The organism is Eubacterium sp. AB3007, from assembly GCF_000688015.1.
Taxonomy (GTDB): Bacteria; Bacillota; Clostridia; order Peptostreptococcales; family Anaerovoracaceae; genus Aminicella.
The window spans coordinates 1,827,608-1,853,353 of the sequence record NZ_JIAD01000001.1; the positions used below are offsets into that span (position 1 = coordinate 1,827,608).

The following is a 25,746-nucleotide window of genomic DNA, read 5'->3' on the forward strand; positions in this document are numbered from 1 at the left end:
GAGATAATAGAAAGGAAAAGTGTTGCTATTATCTTCTGAAAGCAACATACGAGTTACATATGATAGAGATATCAATAATCATCCCCTGTTACAATTGTGCTGACTGGATAGATCGGTGTATTTATGCCTTAGAAAGACAAACATACAAAAAATTTGAAGTGATTTGCATAGATGACTGTTCAAACGACAATACTTTCGAAAAATTGAATGAAATAAGAAAGCATATTTCATTTGAACTTCGTGTTTTGCAAAACAATGAAAATTGTGGTCCAGCAAAATCTAGAAACTATGGTATTAGTCTAGCAAAAGGTAGGTATTTGGCCTTTTGCGATTCTGATGACTGGTATGAGGACAATTATGTTGAAGAGATGCATCGGGCGTTATTACGGGACGGTGCTGATTTAGTAATGTGTGAATACAGAAAAGTATACGAGTCGAGTAATAGAGTGGATGATATGCATTATCTAAAGAATTTTTCTGGAAGCAGAGATGATTTAATAGCATATAGTAAAGCGGCAATGTGGCTAATTATGTATAAGAGGGAGTTAACACTCGATTTGGAAGTCCCGGATTTACGAAATGGGGAAGATATTGCATATGTTCCATGTATTGAATCAAGAGCCCAAAAAATAACTGTTGTTAAAAAGATTCTTTACAATTATCTTATGAGAAAGGGGTCAACTTCAAAGACACCTTCCGTAAGTGTATATAAATCATTGCTTACAGCTTATGAATTTATCAAGAACAATTACATTAATGATGATCTTTCTGTCAAAGAGTATTTAGGTATAAAAACTGTAATGTATGGTGCTGTACTGAATGCATGCAAGGCAGGCGAAAAGGGAAAAGAGATACGCGTAATAGTTGATGAGTTTGAAAAAGATTATCCAAATTGGGTTAATAATAAATACATGTATTTATTCAATAAAAAGAAGCAACTGTTTTTGAGTTTTGTCAAGCATAGGAGGATTAGCCTTTGTAAAGCTTACTCAACTCTACATCAGTTAGTTTCCGTATGAGGTAATTAAGTATGGATTTGGGATATCAAATAGCAAAATTAAAAGCGAAAATGATTGGAAGAAAAGGATACGCATATGGTGAAATCGTTAACCGTTATTTCAGGAAGAAAGGTGTTGAGATTGGAGAGCGATGCTTAATTTATTCAAATATTATTACAAATGAACCGTACCTAATAACAATCAAAAACGATGTTGTTGTAAGTACAGATGTATGCTTTGTCACACATGATTATAGCATCCACAGTGTATGCCCAACGATAGGAAATTTGTTTGGGAATATAACGATTGGGAACAATTGTTTTATTGGGGAGCGTGCTATATTGATGTATGGTGTTGAGTTGGCTGACAATATTATTGTAGCAGCAGGGAGCGTTGTAGCAAACTCATTCTCTGAAAGTAATATTATCATTGGAGGAAATCCAGCGAAAAAAATCGGTACTTGGGATAAATTTCGGATTACTGGACAAAAATATGGATATGGATATCCGATAACAAGAGAGTATGCAGATAATCATCCGGAGAACATGGTTCATCGAAAGGTACGATAGATGATGGGGATCAAGAAATGGTAAATAGTGGGCACACAATTAAACAATCGCTACCCAATATCATGAAATGGATTCAGGTTTATTTGGTAGGCACAATACTTCTATATTTATTTGGCCCTATACATTATGTAAAGTATAATCTTGCATTGGTGTTAGTTTTGCTTGCAATATATCAGTTATTTTTGTGGGCAGGGTACAATAAAGGTGTTAATAAGACAATAAAGGGTTTAAATTATAATGATTACAGGTCGTCTGAGGATTTCAATCGGCGTGATCAGAGATTGATTATGACATTAGGGGTAATTGGCATCTTTTTCGATTTTTTGATGATGTATAGGATGGCTAATACTTGGAATATCGCTACTATATATCAGAAAATTATTAATGGTCTGACTTCTCCGGCGAGTCAATATGAAGAGTACTATTTGGATCACTTAGCTGGAAATCTTGGTGGAGGGGCTTTTTTTTCTCTTTTAATTACAATAGGTACCCCCTTTGCGATTGCTGCAATAATATTAGGTATCTACTATTTTTCTAATCTTTCAATTACAGGAAAGGCTATTATTATTCTATGCTCATTATTTCACCTGGGAACACAATTCATTACGGGAGCTAATGAGGGGATTTTTGATTTTGCGATTTATGTTGCAGTCTCTATATTTATGAAAAATACAAATATGGGGTTTAGAGAAAAGAAAAACATTATAGAATTTGGATGGAAGAAAATAACTGTGTTTCTTCTTGCAATAATAGCGGCGTTTTTAGCTTTATCTTTTTTTACAAATAATATCATGGGAAGAACTCAAGGGAATTTTGCTTTTTCAACATTGGGTGAGAATAAATATGATCCAAATGCAGGAATAAACCAATATGTTCCTGAAACTGTTTTTGTTACGTTTGCGTATTTAAGTGTATATTTGTGTGAAGGGTATTATGGTTTTTCGTTAACAACACGTCTACCTTGGGTCCCGACATTCGGAACTGGTTTTTCTTCTTTTGTAAGAAATAATTTGGGGGATTTGATTGGAATTGATTTATTTCAATACACATACCAATATAGAATCGAAAGTATTGCGACTTGGGGGAAATTGAAGAATTTCCATACAGCATATACCTTTTGGGCAAATGATTTATCCCATATCGGTGTCCCAATAGCTATGTTTTTAATGGGACTCATATTGGGAAAGTACTATATAAAATGCGTATACCAATGTCAAAAAACGGCAATAATAATGATGCCACTTATGATAACGATGATGTTCTATCTTCCTGCAAATAATAAAATCTTCGTACAACCATCAACTTTTCTTCTTTTTTTCTTCATAGTTATTTATGATGCATTAAAAGGAAAAGTACGTTTCAAATTTGGGAGCAAGACAATATGAATAATAAAAAAGCTGGATGTCCTAATGTGTTATTTGTATCAAAAATGTGCAGCGACAAAATGTATAATATTGTTGTCGGAGAACGTACGAAGGCGTCCTTGGATCCATCTCAGCGGCTTTTTTCTGCTGTTGTTGAGGGAATACGAGATTTTGGATGTACAGTTACGTGTATTTCCGCAAGACCGTTCTCCATCAACAACACAGATAAAGCATTTTTTGAAAGAGAAGAAGAAATGATTAACGGAATACGCTATATTTATCCTTCTTTTCGTATTTCACCGCTTCTGCGAATGTATGATTTATATAGGAATACAATAGACGAAGTGAAGACATGGGTGGAAAATAACTCAGAATCTGATTCTGTCATAATTTGTGATTCGCTTGTTGCTATGTGTTCCATCCCGACGCGTAAAATAGCAAGTAAAAATGGGATAAAAATTATAGCTTATGTTACAGACTATCCTTCGTTGGCTACGTCTATTAAGGGGAAACAGAATCCTGTTAAGACAGTATTACAAAGATTATTTGATTTGTTTGCAGATCAGGATCTAAATAAATATGATGGTTATATTCTTGTTTCAGATTATTTGCGCGAACTGATTAAAATGCATGACAAACCATATATAGTTGTTGAAGACGTGATTCGTACAGAGAATGCAGAGTACGAACCCAAAACACAGGGTAAGAATTTTACAATAATGTATGGTGGTGCACTCTGTGAACGATTTGGAGTTAATAAGTTGACTGAAACAATGCAATACATCGACATACCAAATGCAAAGTTGGTTTTTTATGGAAGTGGAGAAAGTGTGCCTTTTATTTTAGCTAAAGAAAAAGAAGACCCAAGAATACATTATGGTGGAGTTTTACCTTTTGAACAATTACAGACAGAACAGAAAAATGCTGATATTTTGGTTAATCCACGACCATCTGATGAAACCTTTTCAAAGTACTCATTCCCGTCAAAGACTTTGTCTTATATGTTATCCGGTACTCCTGTATTAACTACTAAAATACCCGGAATACCACATGACTATCACAAGTACTTATACTGGTTTGAGGATGAAGATGTAAAGTCTATGGCACATACAATTAATGCGGTAATTAACACTTCTGAGGAAGAACTTAGAAACAAAGGCTTTGAAGCTTACATGTTTGCAAAAGATACTAAAAATCCATTAAGTCAGGGAAGGCGGATTGTTGAGTTCATATCACAATTATTGTGATGCTTTCCATGTCATCTATTGATCTTCATTGGGTAATAATATGAGGACTACAAAAAGAATTTTTATATCAAAATTTTTATATGCAGTATCTGCTAATATGATAGGTTTGCTTGTATCTGTAATTACTACTTTACTAATTCCTAGATTCCTTGGAGTAAAAATAGCTGAATATGGGTACTTACAGCTTTACCTTTTTTATACAAGTTATGTGGGTTTTCTTCATTTTGGATGGGTTGATGGAATCCTTTTACGTGAAGGAGGAAAACCATATGAAACTATCGATAAGAAAGTATATTCGACAGAGTACAAATTATTTGTTGTATTTGAAACAATTATATCAGTTATAATCGCAGTTCTTGCCTTTTTTGTTGTTGAAGATACTGATAAAGCATTTGTTTTCTATTTTGTAGCTGCAAATGTATTGATTATGCTAATGAGATCATTTTTACAGTATGTTCTGCAAGCAACAAATAGAATAAAAGAGTACTCTATAACAGCTTCTGCTGGTCGCCTTCTTTATTTACTATCATGCATATTAGCAATGGTAATAGGGATAAAAACATTTAAGATTTTTGTTATTGCTGATACGATATGCAAGGCTATATCTTTGTTTATTACTATTTTTTACTGTCGGGATATTGTTTTCTCAAAAGGGTATGGTCCATTTGATTCAAGGATTACTCATGAAGTTCACTTGAATATTTCAGCAGGAGTCAAATTGGTTTTCGCTAACATTGCATCTATGCTGATAACAGGCATCATCAGACAAGGCATTGAAACTAGTTGGGACATTTCCACTTTTGGCAAGGTATCCCTTACGTTAAGTATTTCCAATTTTTTTATTACTTTCATAAGTGCGGTTGCTGTTGTCCTATTTCCAACGTTAAGAACGATTGATAAAGAAAGGTTAGAAACAATTTATTATAGAATATGTGATTTGCTGGCGATCGTTTCATTTGGAATACTAGTTTTTTATTATCCATTAAGAACGATTATATCACTTTGGCTTCCACAATACAGCGATGGATTAATGTACATGGCAATTTTGTTTCCCATGTGTTTTTATCTCTCAAAAGTAACTTTAGTCATACAAACATATTATCAGGTTTTGCGTTATGAAAAAGATTTAATGATTGTAAATGTTATATGTCTCTGCATTGCTTTTATTACTGCGTTTTTATCAATATACATTTTTCATAATCTCACGCTTACCGTTTTAACAATACTAGTTAATCAAGCAGTTAGATGTATCATGGCTGAACTTCATTTGGCTAATAAAACCAGGCTAAAAGTACTTGTGAGAATCGTCTCCGAAGGAATAATGGTTATCATTTTCGTCATTGCTAACTGGGGAGCTGAAGGATGGGTAGGTTTTATTATATATCTTGTATTGTATATTTGTTTTCTTTTTTATAAAAGGGAACAGGTTTCTTTCATAATTAGAACGACGCTATTAAAAAGAGAAGGATAGAGGAACAAAAATGAGTGCATTTAGTGGAGCGACATTATTAATTACAGGTGGTACAGGATCATTTGGAAATACTGTTTTAAAGCATTTCTTAGAGACTGACATCGGTCAAATTCGTATTTTTTCGCGTGATGAAAAGAAACAAGATGATATGCGGCATGAGCTACAGGCAAAACATGCTGATTATGCTTCAAAGGTCAAGTTCTACATAGGTGATGTTAGAGATCCAAGAAGTATTGCTGATGCGATGCCAGGAGTTGACTTTATTTTTCATGCTGCAGCTCTTAAACAAGTCCCCTCGTGTGAGTTTTTTCCAATGCAGGCGGTGAAAACAAATGTAGAGGGGACAGATAATATGCTTCACGCAGCTATTGAAGCAGGTGTAAAGAGAGTTGTATGTCTCTCCACAGATAAAGCCGCATATCCGATTAATGCTATGGGGATATCCAAGGCCATGATGGAACATGTGATTACAGCTAATGCTCGTGTTGCTGCCGAGAGAGGTAATACTGTTATCTGTTGCACAAGATATGGAAACGTAATGTGCTCTCGTGGCTCTGTAATACCACTTTTTGTAGATCAGATTCGTGCTGGATATCCAATCACTATTACAGATCCTAATATGACTCGTTTTCTTATGAATCTTGACGAAGCTGTTGATTTAGTGCAATTTGCGTTTGAACATGCTATGCCTGGCGATTTATTTGTTCAAAAAGCTGATGCTTCTACAATTGGAGACCTTGCCAAGGCTGTTCAGCAACTTTTTGGAGACACAGGAACTCGTATTATCGGCACACGTCATGGTGAAAAGCTTTTTGAAACTCTTTTGACGACGGAGGAGAGACTTAGAAGTGAAGATATGGGCAATTACTTTCGCGTATCAGCGGACAATCGTGACCTGAATTACGACAAGTATTTTATAAAAGGACAGGTTCAAATTCAAGCTGAGGAAGCGTATACAAGCCACAACACTATCCGACTAGATGTGGAAGGAATTGTGAAAAAGCTTCTTACCACGGATTATGTTCAAGAGCAGTTGAAAATAGAGTAATAAGAAAGGAGAAATAGATGAAATTCTTAGTACTCGGCTGTAATGGTATGGCTGGTCATCTGATTAGCCTTTATTTGAAGGAACGAGGTCATGAGGTCCTTGGCTTTGCCCTTTCCAAGTCTATGCTTGTTGATTCTGTGGTAGGAGATGCACAGGATGCGACATTCATGAAGGAACTTGTAGGAATCAATAAGTTCGATACTGTTATAAATTGCATCGGACTTCTCAATAAATCATGTGATGAACATCAAGAAAGTGCCGTATATCTAAACTCATATTTTCCTCACCAATTGGCGAAACTCACAGAAGGCACGCATACACAGGTTATCCATATGAGCACAGACTGTGTGTTCAGTGGTAAAAGAGGTCAGTACAAAGAGAACGACTTCAAGGATGGTATGACATTCTATGATCGTACAAAAGCCCTAGGTGAAATTGAGAATGATAAAGACTTGACCATGCGGCAGTCCATTGTGGGCCCGGACATAAATCAGAATGGCATTGGTCTGATGAACTGGTTTATGCAACAGCACGGAGAAGTAACAGGTTATACTAGTGCAATATGGACAGGGCAGACTACTCTTCAGCTCGCCAAAACCATGGAAGCGGCAGCGAAAGAAAGAGTATATGGACTTTATAATATGGTTCCAGATACAACCATATCTAAGCATGATTTGATTAGTTTATTCAATAAATATCTTCGTAATGGGAAGATTAAAATCATTCCCGTTGATAAGATGGCGGCTGATAAAAGTTTGAAACGTACACGTTGGGCTTTCAACTACAAGATTCCAGATTATGAGAGTATGATAGCGGAGCTGGCAGATTGGATGAAGGAACATAAAGCACTGTATCCACATTATAATTTGTGAGATAGTTTATCAATATTTTGGCTGATTGTTTTGATGGCAACAAACTACGTTAGAAATGTAAGGAGCGACATATGGAGATAAGAAAGTTGCGCTTGATGACAATTGTGGGTACTCGCCCAGAAATCATCAAAATGTCGGGAATCATAAAAAAAGCAGATAAGTACTTTGAGCAGATTCTTGTCCATACGGGACAGAATTATGACTACGAATTGAATAAGGTGTTCTTTGACGATCTTGGCATTCGTAAACCCGATTATTATCTTGGAGTTGTTGGAGAGAACCTAGGTCAAACGATGGGTAATGTTATTTCTAAATCATATGAGCTAATGGAGAAGGTGAAACCAGATGCGTTAATTGTTCTTGGAGATACAAACTCCTGCCTTTGTGTTATCTCGGCAAAACGCCTTAAGATTCCCGTATTTCATATGGAAGCCGGTAACCGATGTAAGGATGAGAATCTTCCGGAGGAAGTTATCCGTAGGGTAATCGATGTTACATGTGATATCAATCTTTGTTATTCAGAACATGCAAGACGATATATCCTCGATACTGGTGTAAAACCAGAATACACCTTTGTGGTCGGTTCACCGATGGTAGAGGTTCTTGACAATTTCAAAGATAAAATCGAAGCCAGTAATGTGTTGGAGAGATTGGGACTTGATGCTGGGAAATATATCCTTCTTTCCGCTCATCGAGAAGAAAACATTGATATTGAGTCAAACTTCATGTCTCTTATGACTGCTGTCAACGCAATGGCAAATAATTATGATATGCCTATCTTGTACTCTTGCCATCCGAGAAGTAAGAAGTACATAGAGGCAAGAGGTTTCAGGTTTGATAAAAGAGTTATTCAGCATAAGCCTCTTGGATTCTTTGATTATAACAAGCTTCAACAAAATGCTTTTTGTGTAGTAAGCGATAGTGGAACTCTCCCAGAAGAGGGAGCATATTTCAAGTTTCCCGCTGTGTCCATTCGAACAAGTACAGAACGCCCGGAAGCCATGGATAAGGGTGTCTTTACTATCGGAAGCATTACAACCGAGCAGGTACTCCAAGCGGTCGATCTAGCTGTCTCAATGCATGCTAACGGTGATGATTCGGTAGATGTACCCGCATATGTGGATAATAACGTCAGTACTAAGGTAATCAAAATCATACAGAGCTATGTGGGAATAGTTAATAAGATGATTTGGAGAAAATCATGATACACCACATGCTTTAAGGTATCAAAAAAATAAGTCTTAAGGCATAATACGATGAAAAAGATTGTAGTTTTCGGTGGCGGCTCTGGACTATTATGTATCTTGTCGGGTTTGAAACTGTTCCCGATAGATGTAACGGCCATAATCACGGTCAGTGATGATGGGAGCAGCACTGGTGTTTTGAAAGAAGAATTGGATATTCCCGCAGTAGGAGATTTGGGTAAGGTCCTGCTTTCCATGGCAAACGTGGATGAGGACTTTGTTCGGTTGCTTCGTTATCGTTTCGACAAGGATGGATCCTTGCATAATCACCCGGTTCGGAACATTTTGTTAGCTGCATTGATAGACCTGAAGGGTGGCCTGACTCAAGCTGCTAAGTACATGTGTGAAATCCTGAGGGTCAAGGGTACTGTACTTCCTTTGACAGCTGAGAAAGTGGATCTGATTGGGCATGGAGAGGACGAGGAATGCATCGGAGAGGTTGCAGTCAGCCAGAACATCAAGGACATTGATTACCTCACATATGATCATCCCATTAAGGTATCGGAAGAGGTAATACAGAAGATCCTGGATGCTGATTTGATTATCTTCAGTCCAGGCAGTTTGTATACGAGTATTATTCCGCATCTGATCACACCAGATGTTCGGGAGGCGCTGAGTATGGCGCAGGCACCTATCATGTATATCTCGAATCTTGTGTCACAGCCAGGGGAAACGGATGGATATTCGGTCAGTGATCATGTTAAGGTGCTGGATCGATATCTTGGTCAGCGAAAAACTGATTATGTAATAGCCAATAATGGTGTGGTTGACTTGGACGTTTCCGATGTTTACCGAACTAAGGAACATAAATCAGTTGTCGAGTTGGATCGGGCAGAGGTGGAAGCGTTAGGCGCGGAAATCATCGCAGATGATCTGATCCGGATCGAGAATGGCAGCATCAGACATGATGAACTGAAACAGCATATCTGGTGTTCTCTTGAATGATGAAACAGTAAGGTATACGTAAAGCCACCCGTATGGTGAGCACTTCAGGGCAGTTGCAGAGGGTAGAGTGAAGCATTATTTGAGCAGTATTCATATTGGAGAATATTTATAGGAGTATTCACATGAAGGTTAACAGGGAACAACTGATCAGTATAATTAATGATAAATGGAAGTCTAAAGAATGTCAGCTTTGTAAAGCGAATAATTGGGAAATAGCAAATGATTTAGTTACATTAGTAGGCGTTTCCGAACACAGATCTATTCAGTTGGGGGGTCAATTTATGCCATTAGTTTCGATGGTCTGTAGAGAATGTGGAAATACATTACTTATTAACCCGTTAGTGCTTGGCTGCGTTGAAGAACTGGAGAATTAATAATGAATGAGTCAAATAGGCCTAGTTCAGATATTATGGTGACCTCTGGTTCTACCTCTAATGATTCCCTAAAAGTATCAAATAAGCGAAATGAAGATAATCTCTACTTAAGGTATCATGAAAGTGAACTTAGCCATAACGATACCATTATAAAACACTGTATCTGGTTTTTAAGGATCGGTATAGTTTTTATAGGAATCGGGCTTTTGATATCATGGTGTAAAGGATCTCCGCAGTGGTTTCCTTTGGCTTCGGGAGGATTTGTAGAATTGTTTTCGGGTGGAATGATTGGACTCATAAATAAGTCATCTGATAATAAACTGAAATACTATGAAAGCTTGAGCAAATCTCGTTCTGAAAACAGATTAATCGATATTGTAAATGAATTAGATGATGATGCTGAGAAATATAAACTCTTAGGTAAAATTATAAATGGTCACTATAGATGATTTAGATGGTCATAATAGAGTTTTACCGTATTAAGTGATCATGACAGTCAGTTATAATTGATAATGAAACGGCAAGGTAAGCGAGAATCATGAAAGGTATCATTCTAACAACGGAAAGAGCGAAGAATAAACTGAGGATGCCAGTATGCAGGGCTTTGTTCCCTGCGTATGATAAGCCGCTGATTTTCTATCCCCTGGCAACGTTGATGTGTGCTGGAATCCGGGAATCCTCCTCATAATACCAGTGGGAGAGAGCGAGCACTTTAAGGCTTTGTTCGGGAATGGAAGCCGACTTGGCGTGCATATAGAGTACCGGGAGCAGGAAAGCCTGATATGAATGTCAACCAGAAAGTGATCCACGTGCTCGTTTGATTTTGAGCCACCTGTGCTCATTTGAAAGTGAGCCATTTAAACCCCGGCTTTTGAATGGTCAAGCCGATAAGAGTTCCCGTTCATGTCGAGTACATATGACTTGAACGTAAGGCGGTCTACCAACGCTGCTACAAGCCCTGTGTTTTCAAAGAGTGTTGTCCACTCTGAAAAAGCAAGATTCGTAGTGACAATGGTACTGCCAAGCTCACTTCTGTCAGCAATAACTTTAAACAGCAGTTCTGACTGAAAACGGTCAAAACTTACATACCCCATTTCATCGATGATCAGAAGGTCGACTTTCTGGATCTTCTTTTCTAGTTTGCCCAAAGCGTAGTTGTCTTTGGCTTCTGACAGCTCAGTTGAAAGGGATGCAGCATTTTTAAACAAGACACTTTTCCCATTGGCACATGCCTTGAGCCCGATGCCGATAGCCATATGGGTCTTGCCCCTCCCGGGATTGCCGATCATGACGAGATTTTTCTTCTCATCAATGAACCTGCAGCTGGCAAGTTCACTGAGAAACAAGTCGGATATTTTACCGTCATATCGGGAAAGATCCAGTTCATCGATCGTCTTTGTATATGGGAATCTGGCCTGTTTCAATCTTTTGCGATTGTTGTTTTCCTGGCGTTGTTCCCGTTCGGCATACATCAATTCCAGGAGAAGTTCACCGAAGGAACTGCCAGGACCTGCATGCTCCTGGATCTTGCGATATCTTGCAAATGTCGGCACTTTAAGTTGTTTAGAAAGCAGTTTGATCTGTTCATCTAATGCGTCGATCATTTCAGTTCACCTCCTTTCCGATGCTGAGAGCATCATATTCATGGAGGTCAACACTCCGGACGAGCACGGGATCGGATATGTCATTGCTTTCAGCATGACTGTTAGCCATGAATTCCAGCAGATCGATGACATTGTCACGACCTTTCTCGGATCGCAACTGATCCAGGACTTCGGGAGGAATGTTCTGCTTCACCGGAGCCGCATCGAATATCGCACGCGGTCGTTGCTTTAGCAGCGGCAGGTAATCACTCAGGTGATATGATGACTGTTCCTTGCCTGTAAGTCTTGCATGTGTAGAGATCAATTCGCCATTGCAATAGATCTCGATCGTTTCCGGGTATCCTTTGATGCTGACCGGATGTCCTACATATCTGACCGGAACAGAGTAGGTGTTCGTTTTGAAACGTACTGTAGAAAATGCATTCACACGCGAAGAGACGCATTTCGCAGTTTCAAATACATATTGCGGCAGGTCATGCAGAAGGACCTGTTCTTCCCGGAACAGTTCGCCTACAGAGGCATGTCTGCCACGAATGGTGTGATCTTCATATCGAAGACACCGTGCCAGGAGCAGTTGGGTCAATTCGCCGATGGACTTTACCCTTGGTACAGGGACGCATATATTGCGGCGTGCCCATCCGACGAGGCCTTCTACAAGGCCCTTTTCGTGCCCTTCTGCAGGATTACAGAACACGGCATCGAACCCGTAGTGTGAGCTGAGCATGGAGTATCCATCCTGCAATTTGGCTTGTTTGCCGAAGCCATCTTTTACAGCAACTTTTCCGTTATCGAAGATGACTCTCGACGTCGAGCCGCCAAACACATGGAAGGTCTTTACAAACGCGTCCAGGAAACTTTCTTCATTCTGTTTTCTGTATGCGAGCACGACAGGACGACAACTGTAGCATAGCCGTGCGCAGAACAGGTTGACCACAGTTCTTACATCATCCAGGTAAACTGTTGCCGTACCCCAGTCGACCTGCATGGCATCGGCAGGATCAAACTGGAGCGGTATGAATGCTTTTGGCATCTTACCGCGTATATCACGGACTGCGCGTCTGACCGTGGATTCCCCGCCCCGGAATCCTTTCTCCTCGACGAGACGGTCGTATATCTTTCGGGCTGTGTGCTTCTGTTTCTTTAATCCTTCTGCTCGGTCTTCCTCAAGGCATGAGCAGATGAAGGAAAGAACGTCCTCTGTAAGGACAGAAGCCTTACGCTCTGGAGTTTTACGCTCCCATGGGACCTTTTCTCCCTCACAATACTTTTTAACCGTATTGCGAGAGATCCCCATGGATCTGGCGATGCTTCGTTGGCTCTCGCCATCGAGGAACCGCTGTCGGATCTGTTTGTAATCGCTCATTGAAATCACCACCTGTATCACCTCCGAACCTGATATCAGGTTCAGAGTATTACGAAAGTGGCTCACTTTCAAGCGAGCATTATGTCTAAAAGTGGCTCACTTTTAGATTAGCATTTATAAGCCTGAAGGGAATCGCGGGTGCACTGACTTTGGGCGAGGATTTCATCGGGGATGAACCGGTGTGCCTGGTGCTGGGAGATAACATCTTCTATGGACCCCGGATGAGGCAGAAGCTGCGGAACGTGGCGGATGGCCTGAGAGAAGGAGCAACGATTTTTGGGTACTATGTGGAGGATCCGAGGCCTTACGGCGTGGTGGAGTTCGATGATAACGGCAAGGCAATCTCGCTGGAAGAAAAGCCTCGGCAGCCGAAGTCGAATTATGTCGTGCCGGGACTGTATTTCTATGATAATAACGTAGTGGATATCGTCAGGGAGCTGGAGGCTGAAGACCTGGGGAGGCCTGAAGAGAATGGAATGGAGATCACTGCGGTCAATAATGCTTATCTGGAGAAGGGGCTTTTGAGAGTGGTGCCTATGGGGGATGAGTATTCCTGGTTCGATGCAGGGACTGAGGAGAGCCTGTATTATGCGGCCGGAGAGATCCGCGCAGCGCAGCGGAGCGGGAAGATCATTGCGTGCCTGGAGGAGATCGCGTTCCGGAATAAGTGGATCGGTCTGGAGGAACTGAAGGGTGCTGCGGAGAGCCTGAAGGGGACCGCGTATGGAAGGTATCTGGAAGAAGTAGTGGGGTGGAGAGAAGAGTAGAGTGTATGATTATTAGGCCTTGCTGGTCGGTGCTGTTGGTGCTGACTGGCGGGGCCTATTATGTTATGTAGGTTGTTAATATGGGTAGCGAAACGGGATACTGTCACACCTCGGTGTGACTATTGTAGATTCCGGACGGTGAGACCCATGTTCACGGGGAAAAAGATCCACCGTCACGGAGGTTTTGAGCCATTGTCACGGAGAGAGATCCACTCTCCATGACAATGACCAGCAATATCAAATATCAGCTAATGAGATACCATGAGCAGCGAGGACTTCCTCGATTTTGTCCAGGCGATTCCAAAGGTAGCGATTCTCGCTCAGGAGCTGCCGCAGAGTCTCTTCTGACTCCCGCAGCGATTCCTCCAGGACCAGGTAATCGATTTCAAGCCTGCAGTTTTGGTTCTCAGGTTTGTATGGACAGTTATTCATCATCGGCGGCCTCCTTCCTCGAGGCTTTGAGCCCATGGCGCTCTCTCATGGAGATGCGGCCGGCGATCATGACCTCGTAAGAATTGTGCACGATCCTGTCCATGATTGCATCCGAGATCGGACTGTCATTGTCCGGGTCCGGATTGATGCGCTCGTACCAGCCGGCAGGCTCGTATTGAGTGCAGAATATCATTGATCCGCTTTCACAACGGGATTCAATGATCTCAAGCAGGTCGTATGCTTCCTTCGGAGCCAGTGTTCGGATCAGCCACTCGTCGAGTATCAGCAGATCCGCTTTCTTGAAGGCTTTGATGGCTTTCTTGAAAGTTCCCAGACTTCTGGCGACACTCAGTTCATCCAGAAGCTCCGGCATACGTATGTAGCGCACGGATCTGAACTTCCGGCAGGCGGCATTGCCTAAAGCACATGCAATGTACGTTTTACCGTTGCCTGCGGCACCTTCCAGTATGATGTGATGGTGATCATCAATAAACTGGCAGGTGGCGAAACGAGTAATCTCAGACTTGTTGAGTTTCCTGTCTGCATGGTACTCGATCTCTTCGATCGAAGCACTGGGGGCAGAGAACCTGGCGGACTTGATCAGACGTTTCAGTTTGTTGTTGCGCCGTCGGTTCCATTCGGCATCGACCAGAAGAGAAAATCTCTCTTCAAAGTCGAGCTCCTTGTAGGAGGATGGATCCTCGAGCTGTGCAATGAACTCGGAAGCCATTGCAGAAAATTTCATCTCGCGAAGGAGTTCAATGGTCGACTGATTACTCATCGTCATCATCCTCCTTCCTTGAGAAGTATGCGGCACCACGTGTGATGCCATGGTGGCCATCGCTGTTACCTGATTTACGACCAGCAGTTTCCCTTGGACTAAGTGTGCCCTTGAGAACTGCGGTGATGATCCTGATGTTAGGCTCCTTTGCGTATTTCAAGACCTGCTCACAGGCCTTTTCCAGTTTTGAATGGCCATACTTCTCGCCGAGTTTTGTCAGGCTGGCGCAAAACTTGAATCCCTGTTCAGGTTCCTTGCCTGACTCAAGGAAAAATCGCACCACCTCGGATGTGTTCTGCCCAATGGACTGGGCCCAAAGGGAAAAATTATCCGCATTGTATGATAGATATTTCCGATGTGCTTCCGGCATATGCTCCGGGATCACGATCGGATCACGAAGCTGTGACTGCTGACGCGGATGCAGAGCGACACGGCTGCCGCCAAAGAAGACTTCGACGATGCGCCTTGTCAGCCGGATATCTACGTCCTTGCCGATCAGATCATACGGGACGGAATACTTGTTTTTTCCGTCAGAAATGAGATAATCAAGGGGAACCTTTGCAGTGGACCAGACTGCCGGTTCATACGGAGTCAAAGGAAGCTGCTTCATGAAATCGCGTTCTTCTTCGATGTATGCGCTATGGCGGTTTCCTTTCCGTTTTTTGAACGGAATGTGATTCAGCTCTTCGAGCTTCTCACTGACCGCCTGCTGCACTTCACTGATCGTGAAGAACTTTCGGTTTCGAAGTGCTGCGATGATCCACGTAGAAACGAACTTTACGGTTCCTTCTGCCAGGCTCTTGTCCTTCGGGTGCTCTACCCGGGCAGGGACGATAGCTGTGTCGTAGTATTCGGCGACTTCGTAATAGCTTTTGTTGATGAGCGTTTCGTATCTTGTGTTGCTGGTCACTCCAGTCCGGAGATTGTCCGGAATAAGAAGCCGGGTAACTCCGCCAAAATACGAATACGCATGTACATGACATAACAGCCATGATTCGGACTTCATGTCCGGGCAGGCCTCAACATATGCATAACAGCTGCAGGGCAGTACTGCTACAAATATGTATGCGGGCGATTCGCCATCCGCCTGATCATAGATCGGGATGGTCGCACCAGCCCAGTCCACCTGCATCACGTCACCGGGTTTGTGCTTGATCCGCATGGTTGCTTTGCTGAGCTTTGCCCACTGACGGTATTTTTCGCAGAACTGCGTATACATGTACGGATTATCACCGTTTGTGTAGCATTCTGCACAGTACTCACTCCAAAGGAGAGTGAGATTCACGCCTTTCTTCGCAAGTTCTGCATGCATGTAAGCATAGTCGGGTTCCTTGTGAGAAATGGCAGTGCCATACAGATCCGGATGGAACAGTTTGGCGATATCCATGTTCGTCACATTGTCATCGAGCGGCCATCTGATGCCAAGTTCTTTGGACAGATACTGGACATCCCGGACAGTATTGCGCGAACAATGGATGCTGCGGGCGATATCCCGCTGTGTGTACCCAAGGTCTAATAACCTTAGGATTTCTCGATAATTTACCATAATTATCGACCTCCTTGATGATAGTCACACAGGTGTGTGCCGCTATCATTATAGAGGATTTGAAATATTGGATGGACCTCCTTCCGTGTAGGTGGCTCAAAACTGCCGTGACAGTGGCTCAAAACCTCCGTGAAGATGGGTCTCTGTCACCGGAATATACAATTATATCATCGCATTCAGGAACATACTGAAAGAAGCGGAGAGAAGAGAAAGGGAAGCGATGTACAGATTCCACAGTTGGTCAGATGGATCCATGGATCCGGATTATAAATGCTAATCTAAAAGTGAGCCACTTTTAGACATAATGCTCGCTTGAAAGTGAGCCACTTTCGTAATACTCTGAACCTGATATCAGGTTCGGAGGTGATACAGGTGGTGATTTCAATGAGCGATTACAAACAGATCCGACAGCGGTTCCTCGATGGCGAGAGCCAACGAAGCATCGCCAGATCCATGGGGATCTCTCGCAATACGGTTAAAAAGTATTGTGAGGGAGAAAAGGTCCCATGGGAGCGTAAAACTCCAGAGCGTAAGGCTTCTGTCCTTACAGAGGACGTTCTTTCCTTCATCTGCTCATGCCTTGAGGAAGACCGAGCAGAAGGAGTAAAGAAACAGAAGCACACAGCCAGAAAGATATACGACCGTCTCGTCGAGGAGAAAGGATTCCGGGGCGGGGAATCCACGGTCAGACGCGCAGTCCGTGATATACGCGGTAAGATGCCAAAAGCATTCATACCGCTCCAATTTGATCCTGCCGATGCCATGCAGGTCGACTGGGGTACGGCAACAGTTTACCTGGATGATGTAAGAACTGTGGTCAACCTGTTCTGCGCACGGCTATGCTACAGTTGTCGTCCTGTCGTGCTCGCATACAGAAAACAGAATGAAGAAAGTTTCCTGGACGCGTTTGTAAAGACCTTCCATGTGTTTGGCGGCTCGACGTCGAGAGTCATCTTCGATAACGGAAAAGTTGCTGTAAAAGATGACTTCGGCAAACAAGCCAAATTGTAGGATGGATACTCCATGCTCAGCTCACACTACGGGTTCGATGCCGTGTTCTGTAATCCTGCAGAAGGGCACGAAAAGGGCCTTGTAGAAGGCCTCGTCGGATGGGCACGCCGCAATATATGCGTCCCTGTACCAAGGGTAGAATCCATCGACGAATTGAACCAACTGCTTCTGGAACGGTGTCTTCGATACGAAGATCACACCATTCGTGGCAGACATGCCTCTGTAGGCGAACTGTTCCGGGAAGAACAGGTCCTTCTGCATGACCTGCCGCAATATGTATTTGAAACTGCGAAATGCGTCTCTTCGCGTGTGAATGCATTTTCTACAGTACGTTTCAAAACGAACACCTACTCTGTTCCGGTCAGATATGTAGGACATGAGTCTGAAGGAAAATCAATAATAGTAAGAGTAGTAAGACGTGTATGAACTGTGGACAGTCATTAAGTGGAGGTGAATATACAGCTCCATGGGAGAATGGAAACAATCCGGATGGATATATTAAATGTCCGTATTGTGGGTGTGTAAACTTCGAATACGATGATCGAAAGTAAGAGACATATTTGCGTACACTAAAAACGGATAGGCTAGAGGTAAAAAAGTTCTAAGGAATAATAGTCATATGAGAAAAACAATTATCCACCGCCCACAATTCCATATCCTCTTAACCATCCTGGTCATGGCCCTGATTTTCATCCAGTCGGCTTTGCCGGGAGACCTGTCTGCGGAAGTCAGCAACAGCAGTGTCCAGCCCATCGTGCAACTTACGGATGGAGATCTGTTTACTATCGACCGGTTGGTGAGGAAACTGGCACATTTTGCAGAATACCTGGTGCTTGGGCTTTGTTTGATGGTGAATGTCCTGGACCTGCGGAAGAGCAGGGAAGGTCAGAGGACCCGGGGACGGCGCAGGAGCGTGATCGCAGACTGCGGGATTGCCTGGGCCGTTGGGACTATTTATGCCGTGACGGATGAGTTCCATCAGACCCTGGTGCCGGGCCGAAGCGGCGAGGTGCTGGATGTCTGCATCGATGCCGCGGGGGTGCTGTGCGGCGTGGTAGTTATGAGTATTATTGCCGAGAGGCGGAGAGACAAGAAAGGAGACGATTAGATGGAAGTAATGGAAGCTATCAAGGCAAGGTATAGTGTACGGAAGTATGCACCGAAGAAACTGGACGAGGAATCGATTCAGCGGATCCTGGAGGCGGGCAGACTTGCACCGACGGCTAGTAATCAACAGCTGAACAAACACATCATAGTAACGGATGAGGAACTAATCCAGCAGCTGGTGGGAGCCTGCAAGAATCAGAAATGGATCGCCACGGCGCCGGCAGTGCTGGTTGAGTGTGCATCCGGAGACAGGACCATGATCTGCGGTCAGAGCGCAAGAAGCATGGATGGCGCTATCGCCATGTCATATATGACGCTGGAGGCAGTTTCCCTGGGGATGCAGTTCTGCTGGCTGGGATGGTTCGAGCCGGATAAGGTGAGGGCGCTTCTGAATATCCCTGAGGATTATGTGGTTATCGCTGTAGCACCGCTGGGGTATCCCGCAGAACCGGGACAGCGGTCAGAGAAGAAGTCCCTGGAGGAAGTGACTGCGAGGGACAGGATGTAAACCGAACTGACAAAACAGACCCCCGAAAACTCCTCGGAGGTCTGTTTTTCTTCGCATCTTCTGTTGTCTATTTGACCTTCACGGCTTTCTTGGTTTCCATGATCTTGACAATGAGCGGGATTGACAATCCTCAATTTGTGGAGGAATAACGATAGAATTTAAAATTATGCGTATTTATTTGGAATGAATACAAAAAATGGAGATAGTGATTTAAAAAATACTTGAAATTTAAAATATATCCTTCTATAATGTTGTGTATATAGAAAAAAGGAGGTGTTATTTTGAAAAGCAAAGAATACGAATTACTTAAAAGTCTATATTATGACCATAAGGATGAATATGAGGCATTGTATAAGGCCAGAATTGATTCGAGCGAATGTGTTCATTTGAATTTTACGATTGCTGATAACCCTGCTTTTTTTATGGAAACACCTGAACTAGTTAAGAAGGTATTGGAGATTTCCAGACTTGATAAAGCTATTTCCCAGTTGACAAATGCTCTTCCGGGTATTGCACTGAAACAGTATATAAATAAATGTTTGATTGATGAGATCGTAATTACAAATAATATTGAGGGTGTCCATAGTACCCGTAAAGAAATTGGTGAAATTCTAGAGGATCTCGGCGGAAAAAGTGATAAAAGATTCTTCGGGCTTGTTAATAAGTATACTGCATTGATCACCGAGAGTTATATTCCTATCAATGACAGTAAAGACGTTCGTTTTCTGTACGATGAGATGTTCCTTTCGGAAATAATTGAAGAAAATCCTAACGATAAACCTGATGGAGTGCTTTTCAGAAAGGATCCAGTAGATGTGGTGGATTCAACCCAGAAGGTAATCCACCACGGTATAAATCCGGAGGATAGGATTATAACAAGCATGAATGACGCTATTAGTATCTTGAACGACTCGAGTATTGAACCTTTATTCCGGATATCAATATTTCACTATTTATTTGGGTATATTCACCCATTCTATAATGGAAACGGGAGATTAAACAGATTTATAAGCAGCTATTATCTTGCAAATACGCTTGAACCAATCATGGGTTATCGCTTGTCATATACGATCAAAGAAAATATCAATAGGTATTATAAGAGTTTTAAAATAGTGAATGAAGAGATTAACAAAGGTGATATAACGCCTTTTATCTTCACATACCTGGAGTTTATAAAAGAATCGGCAGAGAATCTTAAAAGCGGGCTTAGCGAAAGAGCTCACCGTTTGGAAGTATTAAATGAACAACTTCCATCTTTGCCATATGGCAAGGACGAGAAATATAGCCAGTTGTATTACATTTTATTGCAGGCATCATTGTTTTCTGAGATTGGAATCCCAACAAGAGAGCTGTTGGAATACTTGAGAATTTCCAGACCGACCCTGCAAAAGCGTTTGAATGATATTGATAAGCACAATCTGCTAATTACAGAAAGACGTGATTCAAATAAGTTCTACCAGTTAAAACTTGAAACAATAATGCGGATGACCAGGAATTAATATTATGAATGACTGCCGAGAGAAAAAACCGAAAGTATCACTTATCATTCCGGTATATAATGTATTGGCTTTTCTTGACCATTGTCTGGACAGCGTTTTGTCGCAAACATTCAAGGACGTTGAGATTATCGTTATAGACGATGGATCGACAGATGGGGGCGGAAGGCTTTGTGATGCATATGCGGAGAGGGATGTCAGAATCCAGGTGTTCCATACGGAGAATCGTGGACTCTCGGCTGCGCGGAACCTCGGACTGGAGAAAGCGACTGGTGACTACGTCGCATTCCTGGATAGCGATGACTGGATAGAGGAGGACTTCCTCCAGCGAATGGTTGAAACTGCAGAGTCATATGATTCCGATATCGTATGTTGTCGCTATAGCTATGATTATCGCGGACATAAGGAGGATTCTCAAGAGTATAGGGATCTGCTTCTCCACGCCGGGGATGACATCATGCTGGCCTTTTTGACAAAGCCGTACATCGGTAACGTGGCATGGAATAAACTGTACAGGAGGGCTTTGTTCTCAGACATCAGATACCCCGAGGGACGGTATTACGAAGACATTGCCACGACCTATCGACTGATGATGAAAGCGGAGCGGGTCGTGTGCATCCCGGAGGTACTGGTGCACTACAGGGTCAGGGCTGGCAGCATATGCAGATCCTACGACTTGATGAATATGAGCGACTACTGGTGGGCGTATCGCAAGTGCTACAAGGATCTGTGCCGATACTCTGAAAAGTACGGGACGCTGGCGGTGGGGCCATGTATGAACGCAATCGGATATATGTGGCTGTGGTATTCCAGATTCACCAGAGAAGAAAAGAAAAGCGCCAAGCCTGTGCTGAAGGAGATGCAGCGGTTCGCCGCGGAACACAGGCGGGAGTTGTTATGCAATGATCGGGCCAAGAAGAAGCAAAAGTTCTTCTGCATGTGCGCGATGACGACGGATCCTGTATTCATGCGGGGACTGTATGTTATGAATCGGGTGTATAGAAGAGTGAAGCGGAGAGATATGGGGATGTATTGAATCACTTGAAATAACTTTCGTAAAGGGGAATGGCGCTCTGGATGAACGATTCAGAAAAACCAAATATTTCTGATCTGTATCAATATTCTGTAATTGACTTTGGATGATATAGAGGTTAGAATAGGATTGTACGGATTGGTAAGTTCTGCTTAGGAGGATAAGAATGACAGGACTAGAGAGTGCAGTCCAGTTTGTGAATGGATTGTTATGGGACTATTTGTTATTGTTCGTGCTCGTAGGAACCGGGGTATGGTTTACGATCCGGCTGAAGTTCATTCAGATCCGAGGATTTGGAGAAGGCTTCCGACGTACCTTTGGAGGGTTGTTCCATCGCGGCGGTGAGGCCGGAAATGACGGAATGTCTTCCTTCCAGGCGTTGGCGACTTCCATTGCAGCGCAGGTCGGAACGGGAAATCTGGCTGGTGCCGCCACGGCCATCGCGGTCGGAGGACCAGGAGCCATCTTCTGGATGTGGGTCAGTGCTTTCTTCGGTATGGCCACGATCTTCGCTGAGGCCACCATGGCCCAGAAGTTCAAGAAGGTCTTGCCGGACGGAAGGGTCACCGGCGGCCCGGTCTACTATATCATGGGGGCGTTTCGTGGAACCTTCGGGAAGGTCCTGGCGACTATGTTTGCGATCTTTGTGATCTTTGCGCTTGGGTTCATGGGCACGGCCGTGCAGTCCAACTCCATTGCCAGCGCATTTCACAATGCCTTCGGCATTCCTTCCATCGTGTTGGGAGTTTTGATGGCTGTCCTGTCGCTGATCGTCTTTCTGGGCGGCGTCAAGCGAATTGCCAAGGTCGCGGAGACAGTCGTGCCGATCATGGCAGCGTTCTACATCCTTGGCGCGCTGATCGTGATCATCGCGAACTTCCAGTACATCCCATATGTCTTCAAGGAGATCGTGGTAGGAGCGTTCTCCCCGCAGTCCGCCAGTGGAGGCGTGGCTGGCGCCACTGTTCAGATCGCCATGAAGAAAGGTGTCGCCCGCGGACTGTTTTCCAACGAGGCGGGTATGGGATCCACCCCGCACGCGCATGCGGTAGCCAAGGTCAAGCATCCGGCGGAGCAGGGTTATGTTGCCATGATGGGTGTATTCATCGACACGTTTATCATCCTGAACCTGACGGCGTTTGTGATCATCATCACCAAGTCTATCACTCCAGACGGTTCTCTGCAGGGGATCGCGCTGACGCAGGAGGCCTTCTCGTCGCTATACGGTGTCTTCGGGCATGTATTCATCGCTATCTGCATGTTCTTCTTTGCATTTTCGACGATCGTGGGCTGGTATTTCTTTGGAGAGGCCAATGTCATCTTCATCTTTGGTGAGAATGCGACCAAGGTCTATGCGGCGCTGGTCTGCGTCTGCGTGGCGCTTGGTTCTCTCGCAGACGTCCAGTTGATCTGGGATATGGCCGATTGCTTCAACGGGCTGATGGTGCTGCCTAACCTGATGGGGCTCCTGTTCCTGTCGGGGACAGTCCTGAAGGTGGCCGCCGAGTATCCGCCGGGCCAACACCCGGATCGCCTGAAATAGCATAATTCGTAACGACAGAGAGGAGGCTCTCCCGGATGGGAGAGCCTTTGATTATGGAAAGGAGCGTTTGTAAGCGGTTGATCGCGGCTATCCGCGACTCGGCATGATGCGGCTTTGTCGCCGTGAAGGAACCAGTTGTACTGGTTTTTGTGGCAGAAGCGCAGCGTTTGTTCGGCGTTAGTGGAGACCGTGTATACTTGATTTGTATTGGAAGTAAATTGAGGTCTACACAACCATGAAACACATTTTCTCACGTCCGCAATTTCATATCCTTCTCACCATCTTGATGATGGCGTTTATCTTCCTGCAGTCGGCCCTGCCGGGGCACGTGTCGGGGGCAGAGAGCAACCTGATCGTCAGGGTGCTCTCCGGGCTGCTGGACGCGGAGCCAGGGCAGGTAGGCTTTGTGGTGCGAAAAGGGGCGCACTTCGCGGAGTACCTCGTCCTGGGGATGTGCCTGCTGGTGAACGTCTGGGACTGTCGCGAGAACCTTCGCCGCAAGCCGGGGCTGGACGCTGGGCTCGCCTGGGCGCTGGGCACGCTGTACGCCATGACGGATGAGTTTCACCAGTTGTTCGTGCCGGGCCGGAGCGGCGAGCTGCGAGACGTGTGCATCGACGCGGCGGGTGTGCTGTGCGGTGTGGTGGTGATGCGGCTGATGAGGCGGCGAAAAGGGGGGATGGATCGTGGATGATTACATATGCACGCTGGAGAACATCATCGAGAACAACGGCTACCGGGAGATCTCGATCTTCAAGGATGGGGTCGTTCTGTAATGGGCGAGACAAAGTAGCCAGAGAAAGGATCCTTGCTTACGAGGGAGGTTAGGACATTCGTAAGGTGATGTGTGGAATGATTATTTCGACATTTTTGGAGTTCAAAGCTGATATGTGGAATTATAGTCGTGTGGAAGATGTAGGCGGCGTAAGTTAAGTCTCTATCTACCGACTTCCCCGAGCGGACCGCTGCCAGTTGAATAAGGCTTTGTCTACAGGCTAAAACCGGGGCAGGTGCCCCGGTTTTCTGCTGTCTTGGTATGGTTACTTCTCTACGCGGATGATCACGGGCTCGCCGGTGAGGGCGATGACGTGGTTGACCACCATCACGGGCTGGCCGTTGATCTCGTTTCGGTAGGTGCCGTCGGGGAGGTCTACCTTCAGGAGGGTGGACTCGCCCTTCAGGCTGAAGATGCCCAGCTTGTAGGCGCGGCGGTTCTCCCGGTGGCAGATGGCGATGTCATGGTCGTCCTTGGATTCGGCACGGAAACTGTCGTCCGGATCCAGGATGTACTTGTGTACGGTGGCCAGGCGGGTCATCAGCGGGGAGAGGTCGCAGCCGTTATCCCAGTTCACCGGATCCACGTCGAAGAGGCTGGGCTGATTGCGGTCCGCCGCCTCCTGCCCGGCGTAGATCAGGGTGGTGCCTTTCAGGAAGAAGAGAAAGGCGGTGTAGTTCTCCAGGGCCTCGCGGTTGCGGATGATGCTGGCGATGCGGGGCTGGTCGTGGTTCTCCAGGCAGCGCATCTTGTTGTAGCCCGGCGGCATCTGTGCCTCCTGATAGTTCAGCATGTTCAGGTAGGTGGACAAAGGTGTCTTGCCATCCCGGTAGGCATCGAAATCCAGACGGATGTCGTAATCGTATTCCATGTCGAAGGCGTCGTACATCTCGTAGTCGGTGTTGCTGACGTAGCCCAGCGCCCTTGCCTCAGCGGCCAGAGGAGAGTGCACGGTCTCCGCCAACCAGATGAAGTTGGGATGGACGCGTTCCACGGCGGCCCGTGCTTTGCGCCAGAAATCCATGGGGATCATGGAGGCCACGTCGCAACGGAATCCATCCACCAGCTTGGCCCACATGGTCAGGGTTTCGATCTGGTAGGTCCACAGCCCCAGCTTGTCATAGTCCAGATCGATGACGTCATCCCAGTCCCCGATTTTGTTGCCGAAGTTTCCCTCTGCGTCCAGATAGAACCAGTCCGGGTGGTTCCGGCGCAAGGTGGAATCCGGAGAGGTGTGGTTGTAGACCACGTCGATCATACAAAGCATGCCTCGAGCGTGGATCTCGTTCACCAGCATCACAAAGTCTTCCAGGCTGCCGTACTCTGGATTGACGGTGCGGTAGTCCCGGTTGGCGTAGGGACATCCCAGAGAGCCTTTCTTGCCCTCGATGCCGATGGGGTGGATGGGCAGGAACCAGATGATGTCCGTACCCAGGGCCTTGATGCGGTCAAGGTCCGGGATGATGGACAGGAAGGTGCCTTCCTCTGTGTGGTTTCTGACGTAGATCGAATATATGAGCGCGTTCTGAAGCTTTGCATTGGTATTTACTGCCATTATAATCTCCTTTCCCGTTGTCATTCTTTTTCGAGAATCATAACTATTCTACCCTTTTTTTGTGTATAATGGAAGAGGAAAACGCAAATACAC

At 44.4% G+C, this 25,746-nt stretch carries 26 protein-coding genes; 19 read left to right on the top strand and 7 right to left on the bottom strand.

Annotated features, from left to right (window positions below; genetic code table 11):
* Window positions 1-59 precede the first annotated feature (59 nt).
* From P156_RS0108680 to P156_RS0108730, 11 genes are all read left to right on the top strand, one after another.
* Complete coding sequence (locus P156_RS0108680) at window positions 60-1,019, top strand: glycosyltransferase family 2 protein (RefSeq protein WP_027869779.1); 960 nt, start codon at window positions 60-62, stop codon at window positions 1,017-1,019.
* Window positions 1,020-1,030: 11 nt separating this feature from the next.
* The gene (locus tag P156_RS12215; protein WP_051600866.1) at window positions 1,031-1,567 is read left to right on the top strand and encodes a DapH/DapD/GlmU-related protein; all 537 of its coding nucleotides are present in this window, start codon (window positions 1,031-1,033) and stop codon (window positions 1,565-1,567) included.
* Between the two features lie 287 nt (window positions 1,568-1,854).
* Complete coding sequence (locus tag P156_RS0108690; protein WP_185752188.1) at window positions 1,855-2,952, top strand: hypothetical protein; 1,098 nt, start codon at window positions 1,855-1,857, stop codon at window positions 2,950-2,952.
* Window positions 2,949-4,178: a glycosyltransferase gene (locus P156_RS12920; RefSeq protein ID WP_027869781.1), complete on the top strand. Its 1,230-nt coding sequence runs from the start codon at window positions 2,949-2,951 to the stop codon at window positions 4,176-4,178. The genes P156_RS0108690 and P156_RS12920 overlap by 4 nt, the downstream gene beginning before the upstream one ends.
* Before the next feature lie 40 nt (window positions 4,179-4,218).
* A complete protein-coding gene (locus P156_RS0108700) occupies window positions 4,219-5,649 on the top strand; it encodes a hypothetical protein (RefSeq protein ID WP_027869782.1) in 1,431 nt (476 codons plus the stop codon).
* Between the two features lie 10 nt (window positions 5,650-5,659).
* The gene (locus P156_RS0108705; protein WP_027869783.1) at window positions 5,660-6,697 is read left to right on the top strand and encodes a polysaccharide biosynthesis protein; all 1,038 of its coding nucleotides are present in this window, start codon (window positions 5,660-5,662) and stop codon (window positions 6,695-6,697) included.
* Between the two features lie 17 nt (window positions 6,698-6,714).
* Window positions 6,715-7,569, top strand: a complete 855-nt coding sequence (locus P156_RS0108710) for a sugar nucleotide-binding protein (protein ID WP_027869784.1) — start codon at window positions 6,715-6,717, stop codon at window positions 7,567-7,569.
* 71 nt (window positions 7,570-7,640) lie between these two features.
* Window positions 7,641-8,774: a non-hydrolyzing UDP-N-acetylglucosamine 2-epimerase gene (wecB, locus tag P156_RS0108715; protein WP_034802455.1), complete on the top strand. Its 1,134-nt coding sequence runs from the start codon at window positions 7,641-7,643 to the stop codon at window positions 8,772-8,774.
* Between the two features lie 51 nt (window positions 8,775-8,825).
* Window positions 8,826-9,758: a uridine diphosphate-N-acetylglucosamine-binding protein YvcK gene (gene yvcK, locus P156_RS12225; protein WP_034802458.1), complete on the top strand. Its 933-nt coding sequence runs from the start codon at window positions 8,826-8,828 to the stop codon at window positions 9,756-9,758.
* Window positions 9,759-9,880: 122 nt separating this feature from the next.
* A complete protein-coding gene (locus P156_RS0108725) occupies window positions 9,881-10,132 on the top strand; it encodes a hypothetical protein (protein WP_027869786.1) in 252 nt (83 codons plus the stop codon).
* A 2-nt stretch (window positions 10,133-10,134) separates the two neighbouring features.
* Entirely contained in the window at window positions 10,135-10,581 is a 447-nt protein-coding gene (locus tag P156_RS0108730) for a hypothetical protein (RefSeq protein WP_027869787.1), read from the top strand.
* Window positions 10,582-10,989: 408 nt separating this feature from the next.
* Here P156_RS0108730 and istB read toward each other — a convergent pair whose 3' ends face one another.
* Both istB and istA (P156_RS12230) read right to left on the bottom strand, forming a co-directional pair.
* Window positions 10,990-11,736 carry an IS21-like element helper ATPase IstB gene (gene istB / locus P156_RS0108735; RefSeq protein ID WP_027868809.1) on the bottom strand — a complete coding sequence of 249 codons (747 nt, stop codon included), beginning with the start codon at window positions 11,734-11,736 and terminating at the stop codon, window positions 10,990-10,992.
* A 1-nt stretch (window position 11,737) separates the two neighbouring features.
* Window positions 11,738-13,099, bottom strand: coding sequence for an IS21 family transposase (gene istA / locus P156_RS12230; protein ID WP_034802110.1), 1,362 nt, complete (start codon window positions 13,097-13,099; stop codon window positions 11,738-11,740).
* Window positions 13,100-13,230: 131 nt separating this feature from the next.
* On the opposite strand from istA (P156_RS12230), the gene P156_RS12235 reads away from it, so the two are divergent.
* A complete protein-coding gene (locus tag P156_RS12235; protein ID WP_255344222.1) occupies window positions 13,231-13,866 on the top strand; it encodes a sugar nucleotidyltransferase in 636 nt (211 codons plus the stop codon).
* A gap of 237 nt (window positions 13,867-14,103) precedes the next feature.
* Here the strand turns inward: P156_RS12235 and P156_RS0108750 are convergent, their stop codons facing one another.
* From P156_RS0108750 to istA (P156_RS0108760), 3 genes are read right to left on the bottom strand one after another with little or no spacing between them, the layout of a single operon-like run.
* Window positions 14,104-14,301 (bottom strand): hypothetical protein, encoded by a 198-nt coding sequence (locus P156_RS0108750; RefSeq protein ID WP_027869788.1) that lies wholly within the window; start codon window positions 14,299-14,301, stop codon window positions 14,104-14,106.
* Window positions 14,291-15,079: an ATP-binding protein gene (locus P156_RS0108755; protein WP_027869789.1), complete on the bottom strand. Its 789-nt coding sequence runs from the start codon at window positions 15,077-15,079 to the stop codon at window positions 14,291-14,293. The genes P156_RS0108750 and P156_RS0108755 overlap by 11 nt, the downstream gene beginning before the upstream one ends.
* Window positions 15,072-16,625, bottom strand: coding sequence for an IS21 family transposase (istA, locus tag P156_RS0108760; RefSeq protein ID WP_027869790.1), 1,554 nt, complete (start codon window positions 16,623-16,625; stop codon window positions 15,072-15,074). The genes P156_RS0108755 and istA (P156_RS0108760) overlap by 8 nt, the downstream gene beginning before the upstream one ends.
* A gap of 384 nt (window positions 16,626-17,009) precedes the next feature.
* Between istA (P156_RS0108760) and P156_RS12925 the strand changes: the two genes are divergently transcribed.
* A complete protein-coding gene (locus tag P156_RS12925; RefSeq protein WP_051600869.1) occupies window positions 17,010-17,636 on the top strand; it encodes a transposase in 627 nt (208 codons plus the stop codon).
* Window positions 17,637-17,657: 21 nt separating this feature from the next.
* Here the strand turns inward: P156_RS12925 and P156_RS12930 are convergent, their stop codons facing one another.
* The gene (locus tag P156_RS12930; RefSeq protein WP_185752189.1) at window positions 17,658-17,897 is read right to left on the bottom strand and encodes a hypothetical protein; all 240 of its coding nucleotides are present in this window, start codon (window positions 17,895-17,897) and stop codon (window positions 17,658-17,660) included.
* Between the two features lie 358 nt (window positions 17,898-18,255).
* On the opposite strand from P156_RS12930, the gene P156_RS12935 reads away from it, so the two are divergent.
* From P156_RS12935 to P156_RS12255, 6 genes are all read left to right on the top strand, one after another.
* On the top strand, window positions 18,256-18,744 hold the full coding sequence (locus P156_RS12935; RefSeq protein ID WP_051600871.1) for a VanZ family protein: 489 nt from the start codon (window positions 18,256-18,258) through the stop codon (window positions 18,742-18,744).
* Complete coding sequence (locus P156_RS0108775; RefSeq protein WP_027869791.1) at window positions 18,745-19,251, top strand: nitroreductase family protein; 507 nt, start codon at window positions 18,745-18,747, stop codon at window positions 19,249-19,251.
* A 281-nt stretch (window positions 19,252-19,532) separates the two neighbouring features.
* Window positions 19,533-20,750, top strand: a complete 1,218-nt coding sequence (locus tag P156_RS0108780) for a Fic family protein (protein ID WP_034802461.1) — start codon at window positions 19,533-19,535, stop codon at window positions 20,748-20,750.
* Between the two features lie 4 nt (window positions 20,751-20,754).
* On the top strand, window positions 20,755-21,783 hold the full coding sequence (locus P156_RS12250) for a glycosyltransferase (protein WP_051600872.1): 1,029 nt from the start codon (window positions 20,755-20,757) through the stop codon (window positions 21,781-21,783).
* A 163-nt stretch (window positions 21,784-21,946) separates the two neighbouring features.
* Window positions 21,947-23,323 carry a sodium:alanine symporter family protein gene (locus tag P156_RS0108790; protein ID WP_027869793.1) on the top strand — a complete coding sequence of 459 codons (1,377 nt, stop codon included), beginning with the start codon at window positions 21,947-21,949 and terminating at the stop codon, window positions 23,321-23,323.
* 235 nt (window positions 23,324-23,558) lie between these two features.
* Window positions 23,559-24,017, top strand: coding sequence for a VanZ family protein (locus P156_RS12255; RefSeq protein WP_034802464.1), 459 nt, complete (start codon window positions 23,559-23,561; stop codon window positions 24,015-24,017).
* A 346-nt stretch (window positions 24,018-24,363) separates the two neighbouring features.
* Here the strand turns inward: P156_RS12255 and P156_RS0108805 are convergent, their stop codons facing one another.
* Entirely contained in the window at window positions 24,364-25,653 is a 1,290-nt protein-coding gene (locus tag P156_RS0108805) for an alpha-amylase family glycosyl hydrolase (protein WP_027869794.1), read from the bottom strand.
* Window positions 25,654-25,746 lie beyond the last annotated feature (93 nt).